We start from the raw sequence: 10,079 nt of genomic DNA, 5'->3' as shown, positions 1-10,079 counted from the left end.
GCCACGGTCCTGGTGACCGTTACCGATATCGATGCTGAAAAGGGCACCGTGACCATCAAGGGTCCGGATGGATCGACCGAGAACGTTAAGGCGCGGGATCCCAGGGTTCTCAAACACCTGAAAGCAGGGGACGAGCTGGTGGTGACCGTAACGCGCGCGACGGCCATCGCGATCGAAAAGGACGCCGCGGCGAGTTAACCCTGCCTGCAGCCTCCCATCGCCCACATATTATCATCGGAGGCTCGCCATTGAGCGGCCGCGCCTCTCTGGAGCCTCAACTAGCACCGAATACCTCTGCCCGAGGACGAATTCGCACTTTTGGCTGCTTCTCTTCCTGGTGATCGCTTAAGAACTGCCCTGGCAAGCGTTGACTCGGACCTTGCTACAGCGCTGGGCTTCCCGAAGCTGCAATACGTTGCAGTCGAGCATGAGCGTGTTTGGCTCTGCCGTGACGTTTCCCGAGATCGGGTCATACAGAGCGGAGCGATAACCGACCTCTATAAATCGACGTGGTGAGGCGAGTCTCGGCATCAACGTCCGCTTTTCGGCTGAGGCGAAGACCAGATCTATCTGTCGTCGGAGCCGCTGTCAGCCGCTGAAGTTCGGTGACAGGAAGCTTTCAGGCGCGGGAAATCGGTTTCCCGGCCGAACCAGCCTCCTGGTTCGCCCACCCGGTCTCGTACGGAGCCGACATCCGCCCGATCGCGCGCAGGTGCTGGAATTTCCACTCGCCGTTCACCTTGACATAGTCGTCTTCGTAGCGAGCCGCGAGCCATCTCGCGCGATTTCCTTTACGGAAAGTGAATGGCCCCAGGAAATACCAGATGCCGCGGGCGCGATCGCCGTCGACCTCGATTCTCGGATTCATCACGTTGTGCTGCGAGAAGCTGATTCGATCGCGAAACCCTTCGAACAGCTTGCGGATCGCGGCATGGCCCTTATGCGCGCCGATGCCATCGCCTTCCCAGACGCCATCATCCGCGAACAGCTTGGTGATCTCATCCGGGTTGTGATCGTCGTCGCAAACGGCGCAATAGCGCGCCTTGAGCTTCTTGATCGCTTCGATGTCTTCGAGAATGGTGATGCGCTTCTCGAGATCCGTGGTTGCCATAGTCGGTCCTCCTCGGGTTGCGGCAGTGCTGCCGCTAGCGACCTTCGGCCGCTTTCAGACGCTGGCGCGCGAGCTCAAAAATGCCCCAGTTACCCTTGTTCCAAGTCAGCGTGAGTTTGCACGATTTGATTCTCCAGCCCTGCGCGGTGCGGATGAAATGATTCGTGTAATAACCACCCATCGTCTGGGTGCTGTCACCCTGATCGTTGGGTAGATAATGTTGTGCCTGCACGTAGGCAATGCACAAGGCCTTATCGCCATCGACGGTGATCACGTGATTGGTGATCATATGCTGGGTTGCCTGCAAGCCGCCGATGGTGCGGCGCGCCGCCTCGGTCCACCGGTCGGCGCTGACCTTGCGCGGCCCGTCGCCGCCAAAGACGGATGAAAAATCCACTTCTATTTCATCAGCGAAGCACGATCGGAAACACTTCCAATCGCGCATATCGAGGCCGGTCGCATACCGCAGTTGGCAGTCGCTGATTTCCGCGCGATCGATTAGCAACTGAAGGCTCGGGTTTTCCATGAGAGCATCCTCCGCCTCCGCGGAACATAGCTCAGATCCAGGCGGAAGCGTCAGTCGAGCCTAGGACTGCCAGCCAAGCGCTCGAGGAGGAGGTTGTCCAAATGGCACACGCTTCCCGGCCGCTGCCAACAATTTTTTCAGTCGGTTACGCGATACCTCGCCGTGAGATGGGCGACGGTCCGGGTCCCCGTTCCGCTCCGATGATTCCGTTGTCGTAAGGAAAATCCCGCAGGTGATCTTCGATTGTTTCCGGCCCGCCATAAGACTCGGTACGGGTCACAATGTGGATCACAAGAGTCAGGAAGGGAAGATAGATGAATACGCTAGCCCACCCGATCTCGGTCGCGCCGATTCGAAACAACATCGTGATTCCGAAGCAGGCTATTCCGAGGTAGAGCGCAGGTCCGAGCAACGCGCGGGAGGGAAACGATGGACGACCGCCCAACGGCCGCGCGTGGCGATTCAGCAGCCGATCCAGCACTACAAAGATTGCGATCGTTACCGCCGCGACCAGGTACCATCCGAGGTAATTGCTGATTGGTACCCCGAAGTGCGGTCCGGGCGGGTCGTACCAGAAGATCTTGCCCAGGAACCACCGGTCGCCGAGCACGCTTAGCGGGTCGACCACGAAATCGATCATCACCATGAACAGCGACGCCATGAGCCACACTCGTGGCGAGCGCCGGATTTTCCAGGTGTCGAGCAGACGGAGGTCCCATCCGCTCCGGTAAAGGGGAGCAGTCACCAGCAACGCGACGGTGTAGCTGGCGAAGGCCAGAAAGGTGAAGGACAGCGAATCCATGAACGGGACGCCGATGACCCAGAGTTCCCGGTCTCGCGTCGCGTCGAGGTAGTGATACAAGCCAAATGGAAACCCGTTGTGTACCGAAGACCACTCGCACGTTAATGACACTGCGTAGGTCAGCGCGGTAAACAGCAGTGTCGTACGCACTCCAAAATTGACAATCGAAATGATCAGGAAGCTGGCCAGAAAAACGAATACGTAAGGGCGAAGCGCGACGGTCAAGAGCAGCAGACGCGCGAAGCCCATGACTAAGCGGCGTCGCGCGCTAGCCCGGTTTTGCGGAAAAACTCGACTGCCGCCGCAAGCGCAGTCTCCACTCGCCGCGGCGAGTACCCCAGCTCGCCACGGGCCTTCGCTGAATCGAAGAACATGTGCTTGCGAGACATCCTGACCTCGGTGACACTCGCGCGCGGTGCCCGATGGGTCAGCACCCGCGAGACCGCTTCTGCGCCCAGCGCGAAACCAAAGGCGACCGCGTAGGGCAGCCGTACCCGCGGCGCAGGCAATCCGGAGATGCGCGCGAGCCGCTCAAGCAACTCCCTCAGCGTCAGATTCTCGCCGCCCAGGATGTATTTCTCGCCGATCCGCCCGCGCTCAGCCGCCAGCAGGTGACCCTGCGCCACGTCGGAGACGTCAACCAGGTTGAGGCCGGTGTCGACGTACGCGGGCATTCTCCGATTGAGGAAATCGACAATGATTCGGCCGGTCGGCGTGGGTTTCAGATCCAGCGGCCCGATCGGGGTCGACGGATTCACTACCACGACCGGCGCCCCCGCGCGCGCCGCCTCGAGCGCGACCTGTTCCGCGATGAATTTCGACCGCTTGTACGGCCCCACCATCTTTTCGATCGAAACCGGAGTGTCCTCCGTTCCGGCTCCGCCGGGGGGAATGCCGAGCGTGCCCACCGTGCTGCAGTGGACCATCCGTTCGACCCGTGCGTGTCGTGATGCCTCGATCACGTTGCAGGTGCCGTCCACGTTGGCCGCATACATCGCAGCCGGTTCGGGAACCCACAGGCGATAGTCGGCCGCCACATGATAAACCTGGTCGCATCCGGCGACCGCGCGATCGACTGCTTCGCGATCGCGAAGGTCGCCGATCGCCAGTTCCACCTCGAGGCCCTCAAGCGCCGCACGATCGGCTCCGGGTCGAATCAGCACCCTGACCCGATCCCCCCGCGTCAGCAGCGCGCGCACCACATGGCACCCGACAAACCCGTTTCCCCCCGTAACGAGTGCCAGCCGCGGCACCGATCGGCCCCCCGCGGTCACGATCGTGCCGCTACCGCCGCCGCGGCCGCGCGGCCGGAAATGACCGCGCTCTCGATCGTCGCGGGCAAGCCGGTCTGGATCCAATCGCCCGCCAGGAAGAGATTTTTTAATGGGGTCGTAACGCCGGGCCGTAGCCGATGCGAGTCCGTGGTGGGCGCCATGGTCGCCTGTTTCTCTTTCAGTACGATCGCCTTGCTGACCTTGGCGCTGCGCGCTGCCGGAATCATCGTGCTCAGGTCGTTCAACACCAGATCGAGCAGGTCGTCGTTCGGCAGATCCACCAGTCGGCGCGCCCCGCTGATGACGAAACTCAGATAGCCCGGATGCCGTTCCCCGTGTCGCTCGAAGATCCGGCGCTTGTTGAACAGCCACTGAGTGGTCGTGCCGATGAAGCCGACGAACGCCGAGCGCGTTACCTCGCGATCGAACCACGCGTGCACGCAAATGATCGGCGAGGTCGCGAGCTGGTTAATTCGCTGAAAAAACGGATCCGCGACCACGTTCTCCGGCAGCATCCGGACCAGGTGCTCGGCCTGTGCGGCGACGATAAAGTTCGCCGCTTCCAGCTTGGAGCCGTCGCGGAGGCGGATGCGCTCCACAACTCCGCTACCATCAACCTCGAGCCCCTCCACGATCGCGCGTCGGGCGATGACGCCCCCCGCTCGCTCGACGAAGCTGCGTGCTGCGCGGCAATACAATTCGCTCAGGCCGACTCGCGAATAGACGAAGGCGGAAGCCGAGCGCCGCGAGAAGAACGCGCGCATCAACACCTCGGCCAACAACCCGGCCGACGATACTTCAGGTTCATCGTTGAGGGTCGCCACCGACAGCGGATACCAGAAAGCGCGACGCGCATTCTCGCTCTGTCCGAGCTGATTCATCAGCTCGGTGACGGTCATTTTCTCCAGCGCGCCGCGGTCACGACGGCGCATCTTGAGGAGCTTGAGACCTCCCCGAGCTGCCGCGTAGCGCTCCTTAAGACTCAGATGACGATAGCGCATGAGCGCCGCGCTCATGTGCAACGGTCCCGGCAGGTGCGCCGTGCGCAGGGTGGCGCTGCGGCCCGGGCCGGCGAGCATTTCGATTTCCAGATCCTTCTGGAAGACCAGATTATCGCCGGAGCCAATCCTGCGCAGAAAATCCAGCGTCTCCGTGTAGCAGCCCATCAGAACGTGCTGCCCGTTGTCGACAAAGTCGCCGGTATCAGGGTCTTCGAAGGAATAGGCGCGTCCACCGAGCTCGGGTTTGCGTTCCAGCAACGCGACGCGGAACCCACGCTCGGCCAGAGCGACCCCGGCGCTCAATCCGCCGAACCCGCCGCCGACTACGACGACATCCTTGGAATCGATCATTACCCAGGTAGTAGTAACCCTACCCGCGCAGCGCGCCAAGACGGGAGGTCGCCCATGCGCGCCCGACCAGGTAGAGCTTGTGCGTTGCCGATAGGCTCAGGCGGCGATCGAGCACCCGGTAGTTGGAACTTACGATTCGATCGAGCAGCGAGCCGTAGATCAGGCGCATCGCCTCGGCGGTAAGCAGCGTCGAACGGTCTTCCGGGGGAAGCGATTCTTGAGCGCGCTGGTAATATTCCCGCGCGCGGTGCGCCTCGAATTCCATCAGGCGAACAAACCCATCGCTGTAAACGCCCTCGAGAATTTCCGTCTCGGTGACCGAGAACCGGGCGAGATCTTCGAGCGGAAGGTAAATCCGACCCTTGGTGGCATCTTCTTTCACGTCGCGCAGAATATTGGTGAGCTGGCAGGCGATGCCGAGATTCTCCGCGTACAGCTTGGCGTCGGGGTTCGTGTAGCCAAAAATCTCTATGCAGATGAGGCCCACTACCGCGGCCGCCCGATAGCAGTAGCGGCGCAGTTCGTCGAAGGTCGCGTAGCGCTTGCGCGAGAGATCCATCTCCATGCCCGCGATCAGTTCCTCGAAGCAGCGCCGCGGAACCGAAAATCGCTGGACCGTGTCGGCCAGCGCGCGAGAGATCGCACGGGTCGGTGTGCCATCCCCGTAGACGCGCGCGAGTTCCTCGCGCCAGCGCGAGAGCAGTCGCGCCGGCTCGCGAATCGACTCATCGTCTGCAACGTCGTCCACGAAGCGACAGAAGGCGTAGACTGCATAGAGCGAACGCCGACGCTCGAGGGGCAGCAGCATAAAGGCGTAGTAAAAATTCGACGAAGACTGCCGCGTTATGTCGCCGCAGCGTCGATAATCTGTCTCCAATGAACCGGCGGCCTGGGCCTGCCGGTCGCCGTTCGAGTCAGGATTCAAGTCTGCCCCGCACCGCATTCCATGTCAGTTTCAGGTAGTCGCCTTTGGAAAGCTTGGGTCGGCGGTGGAATACATCGAACCCGACGCCTTCGATCGCGCGCAAAATTGCCAGGCCTCCACCCGCGAACATCAGGATGTCGCGTCGCAGGCGCCGATCTATGAGTCGCGAGAGCTCGCCGCCGGCGACCAGCATCGCGCGGGCTCCGGCCACTTCGTGCCGGAGGAGCGCGATGAATTTCTCATCCACCGCACCCGAAGCTAGATCTTCGGCACGCACACCGAATTGCGCCATGTCGCGGCGCGGAAGATAAATTCGGCCCTTTTGCAAATCGACCGCAACATCCTGCCAGAAGTTGGCAAGCTGAAGTCCGCTGCAGATCAGATCCGAGAGACGCTGTCGCTCCGGGTCGCGATACCCAAACAGATACAGAACCAGCCGCCCCACCGGATTCGCCGAGTAACGCGAGTAGCCAAGCAAATCCTCGATCGCTTCGAAGCCGTCGAAATGGAGGTCGGAGCGGAACGCCACCAACAAGTCGGCAAACGGCTCGCGTGGTATGTCGAAGCGGTCAACAGTGTCAGCCAGCGCAACGAAGACCGGGTGGCGGGGCGAGCCCGCATACGCCAGGTTGAGTTGGCGCTCCCATTCGTCAAGCTTGCGCGGGTCGTGGTCTTCGTCGGCAAAGTCGTCGGCGATCCGCGCGTACGCGTAGATGGCATACATATGCTTGCGCATTGCCGCGGGCATCAGCCACGAAGCAATCGTGAAGTTTTCGTAGTGTGACCTGGCCAGACGCGCGCAGAACTGGTAGGCGGCCTCGAGCGAAGCGGAGTCAGTAGTCGCCGGAATGGTGCTTGCGACCGACGCTTCTGGTTTCGTGCCCGGCGAAGCTCCCATCCCGATCCCACTCATAAGCCGACCGCGTCAGGCGGCCTGGGAATGAACTCCCATCAGGCGGCGGGCTTGGGCCCGCGCCCATGCATCGGTCTCCAGGAGGTCTTCCAGTGTGCGGGCTGATGAATTTGGATGCAGCGCCATTATCGATTCGAGATGGCGGGGAATGTCGACGAAGCGCGTGCGCCCGCTGAGGAAGCCTGCCACCAACTCCTCGTTGGCGGCATTGAGGCACGCGGGCATCGTGCTGCCTGCCCTGAGCGCCTCGAATGCGAGTGCCAGACAGGGAAAGCGGCCGAAATCGGGCTCCTCGAAGGTGAGTCGAGCGCACTCGGCTAATGAAAGGGTCTTCAGATGCGGCATCGGCAACCGGTCCGGATATGCGAGCGCGTATGCAACCGGAATCGCCATGTCAGGAATCGCCATTTCTGCAATCACCGAGCCGTCGATCATCTCTACCATCGAATGGATGACGCTCTGCGGATGAATCACGATCGAAATCTCGTCCGGCTGTAACCCGAACAGCCAGCGCGCTTCGATAACCTCCAGTCCCTTGTTCATCAGGGTAGCGGAATCGATCGTGATCTTGCTGCCCATTCTCCAGGTCGGATGGTTGAGCGCCTGCTCGACCGTGATGGACGCAAACCGCTCGGCGGGCAGGTCGCGAAAAGGCCCGCCCGACGCGGTAAGGATGATTCGTTTGAGTCCTTCGCGGTCCCGCCCTGCCAGACACTGAAAGATGGCGTTGTGCTCGCTGTCGACCGGCAACAGGCGTACCCCGCGTTCGCGGACGGCACGGGTTACCAGTTCTCCCGCGATTACCAGAACTTCCTTGTTTGCAAAGGCGATATCTTTGCCGGACTGGATAGCAGCCAAGGTCGGGCGCAATCCCAACGCGCCCACCAGCGCTGACACCACGAGCTGGGCGTCGCGATGCGTCGCAACCGTGCAGGCCCCGTCGAGACCATGAACGATTTCAACTTTCCGGGTTCCCAGGCGCGCGCGAAGTTCGCCCGCCAGGTCGACGGTCGCAACCGAGACCAATTCCGGATCGAACCTGACAATCTGCTCCAGCAGCAGGTCGAGGTTGTGGCCCGCGGCCAGGGCAACAACCCGAAAGCGATCCGGAAAGCGGCTCACCACCTCGAGCGTGGTTACCCCAACGGATCCGGTCGAACATAGTATAGAAAGGGTCTTCATCGCGCGGCGACCGGCTTTATTTGGACACCGTCTCCTTCATCCGTGCGCGGAAGCGCCCCAATGCCATCAACGGGAAGTAGTGCGAGTATAGCCAGTAGCGCAGATAAAAATGTCCGGGGAACCCAGTGCCGGTGAACTCGTTTTCTTCCCAAGCGCCGTTCTCGTTCTGGCGCTCGACCAGCCACTGCACTCCGCGCAGCACCTGCTCGCCTGCCCCATCTTCGCCGGCCAGTAAACCGATAATCCCCCATGCCGTTTGCGATGCGGTGCTGGTGCCGCGACCGTGCCAGGAGGGATCCCGGTCGGCAAGCGGGCTTTCGCCCCATCCCCCGTCTGGATTCTGCTTGGACTTAAGCCAATCGACCGCACGCTGGATCCAAGGCTGTTTCATGTCGTACCCGATGGCGTGCAAACCCGACAGAGCGGAGAAGGTGCCGTAGACATATGCAACGCCCCACCGTCCCCACCACGCACCATCCGCCTGCTGGTTGCGGCGCAACCACTCGATTGAGCGGCGCGCGACCGGATGGTCCTGCTGGTAGCCGACGGCCGCCATCATCTCGAGCACACGGCCGGTTAAATCGGCGCAGGAGGGGTCGGTCACGGCTTCCACGTCGGCGAGCGGCAGGCTGTTGAGCCAATGCGAATCGTTGTCAACATCGAAGGCCGCAAAGCCGCCGTCTTTCGATTGCATCCCCATGACCCAGGTGGCGCCGCAGGTGATCGCACGTTCACGTCGCGCCGAGTCGTCGCACGCGGCTTCCGCAATCACCATCAGGATGACGGCCGAATCATCCACGTCCGGATACCAATCGTTGTAAAATTGAAAGGCCCATCCCCCCGGATCCAGAGACGGCCGCTTTATCGACCAGTCGCCGCGCCTGAAAATCTGATGTTCGACCAGCCAGCGGGCGGCACCGCGCAGCGCCGGGTGATCTCCGGGGATGCCCGAGTCGATGAGCGCCTTGGCCGCCAACGCAGTGTCCCAGTTGGGGGATACACACGGCATGACGAGTAGGGCGTCGCCGAGGTCCCAGACCAGCTCCCGGGAGGCGTCGATCGCTTTTTTCAGCACCGGATGATGATTGCGATAGCCGAGCGCTTTCAGGGCCATCGCGCTCAGCAGGTAGCACGGCTGGATCCCGCCCCACGAGCCGTTGGCGTCCTGATGTTCCACGATCCAATTTTCGGCGTAAGCAAGCGCTCGGGCGCGCAACCCTTTGAGGTTGTGATGGTCATAGATGCGCAGCACTTTGTCGATCAGGTTGAACACGGTGCGCAGCGAAAGCGCGCGCTTGGGGGGAGGCTGCTTGAACCTGGTGAAATGCGGCGGCTGGATGTACAGCTCGAGGACTCCTTCCTGATAACTTACTTTGACCACTGGCCGTGTCGCCTGCAGAATCATGAGCGCGAAAGTCGTGCCCCGGGCCCAAGACGAGAGTTCGTACATGTTGAACGGAAACCAGTTCGGCAGCAGCGCTACTTCGACCGGCACGGACGCCGTTGCGTCCCAGGGAACCTGATCCATCGCCGCTAGATAGAAGCGCGCCAGGGTACCGCAGTTCTCGATTCCGCCTTGCGACAAAATCCAGCGCCGCGCCTGCATCATGGGCTCGTCGCCCGCACGCATGCCGGCGAGCTTTAGGGCGAAGTACACTTCGATCGAAGTCGAAAGATGGCCTGGTCCCTCCGGAAACAGGCTCCAACTGCCGTCGGCGTTCTGTTGATCGAGCAAAAGCTTCTTGAGCTTCGCTTCCTGCTCGACGTCCACCGTGTCCATGAAGTGATTGAAGATGATGAACTCGGCGTTCATCTCCGCGTTTGCTTCCAGCGGCGCGTGCCAGTAGCCCTCGGCGTCCTGCTTTTCGATAAGTGAGCGCTGCGCGCGTTCGATCGCGTAGTCGAGCTTCGCCAGCGCCTCCTCGCGGGGGTAGGCTGACGCGCTCAGGGTTTCGGAGACCACTTCTGCAAGCTCACTCATCTGCGCTTACTCA

Annotated in this window: 10 protein-coding genes; 1 reads left to right on the top strand and 9 read right to left on the bottom strand. The window is 61.6% G+C overall.

Annotated elements, in window-relative coordinates:
* Positions 1 to 198 (top strand): hypothetical protein (locus VGI36_13870; GenBank protein ID HEY2486234.1); only part of this gene is annotated, 198 nt, incomplete at its 5' end.
* Positions 199 to 619: 421 nt separating this feature from the next.
* Here the strand turns inward: VGI36_13870 and VGI36_13865 are convergent.
* The 9 genes from VGI36_13865 to shc all read right to left on the bottom strand — a co-directional run bounded on the left by VGI36_13865 (position 620) and on the right by shc (position 10,066).
* Positions 620 to 1,111, bottom strand: a complete 492-nt coding sequence (locus VGI36_13865) for a nuclear transport factor 2 family protein (GenBank protein HEY2486233.1) — start codon at positions 1,109 to 1,111, stop codon at positions 620 to 622.
* Between the two features lie 34 nt (positions 1,112 to 1,145).
* Positions 1,146 to 1,637: a nuclear transport factor 2 family protein gene (locus tag VGI36_13860; GenBank protein ID HEY2486232.1), complete on the bottom strand. Its 492-nt coding sequence runs from the start codon at positions 1,635 to 1,637 to the stop codon at positions 1,146 to 1,148.
* 145 nt (positions 1,638 to 1,782) lie between these two features.
* A complete protein-coding gene (locus tag VGI36_13855) occupies positions 1,783 to 2,688 on the bottom strand; it encodes a carotenoid biosynthesis protein (GenBank protein HEY2486231.1) in 906 nt (301 codons plus the stop codon).
* Between the two features lie 2 nt (positions 2,689 to 2,690).
* Positions 2,691 to 3,692, bottom strand: coding sequence for a hopanoid-associated sugar epimerase (hpnA, locus tag VGI36_13850; protein HEY2486230.1), 1,002 nt, complete (start codon positions 3,690 to 3,692; stop codon positions 2,691 to 2,693).
* 17 nt (positions 3,693 to 3,709) lie between these two features.
* Positions 3,710 to 5,104, bottom strand: coding sequence for a hydroxysqualene dehydroxylase HpnE (gene hpnE / locus VGI36_13845; GenBank protein ID HEY2486229.1), 1,395 nt, complete (start codon positions 5,102 to 5,104; stop codon positions 3,710 to 3,712).
* A complete protein-coding gene (gene hpnD / locus VGI36_13840; protein ID HEY2486228.1) occupies positions 5,085 to 5,990 on the bottom strand; it encodes a presqualene diphosphate synthase HpnD in 906 nt (301 codons plus the stop codon). The genes hpnE and hpnD overlap by 20 nt, the downstream gene beginning before the upstream one ends.
* Positions 5,980 to 6,903 carry a squalene synthase HpnC gene (gene hpnC, locus VGI36_13835; GenBank protein HEY2486227.1) on the bottom strand — a complete coding sequence of 308 codons (924 nt, stop codon included), beginning with the start codon at positions 6,901 to 6,903 and terminating at the stop codon, positions 5,980 to 5,982. The genes hpnD and hpnC overlap by 11 nt, the downstream gene beginning before the upstream one ends.
* A 12-nt stretch (positions 6,904 to 6,915) precedes the next feature.
* Positions 6,916 to 8,085 carry a 1-deoxy-D-xylulose-5-phosphate reductoisomerase gene (locus VGI36_13830; protein HEY2486226.1) on the bottom strand — a complete coding sequence of 390 codons (1,170 nt, stop codon included), beginning with the start codon at positions 8,083 to 8,085 and terminating at the stop codon, positions 6,916 to 6,918.
* A gap of 16 nt (positions 8,086 to 8,101) precedes the next feature.
* Positions 8,102 to 10,066, bottom strand: a complete 1,965-nt coding sequence (gene shc, locus VGI36_13825; protein HEY2486225.1) for a squalene--hopene cyclase — start codon at positions 10,064 to 10,066, stop codon at positions 8,102 to 8,104.
* Between the last annotated feature and the right edge of the window lie 13 nt (positions 10,067 to 10,079).

The organism is Candidatus Binataceae bacterium, from assembly GCA_036495685.1.
GTDB lineage: Bacteria > Desulfobacterota > Binatia > Binatales > Binataceae > JAFAHS01.
The sequence above is the reverse complement of the archived record's forward strand: the minus strand, read 5'-3'. Positions and strand labels throughout refer to the sequence as shown.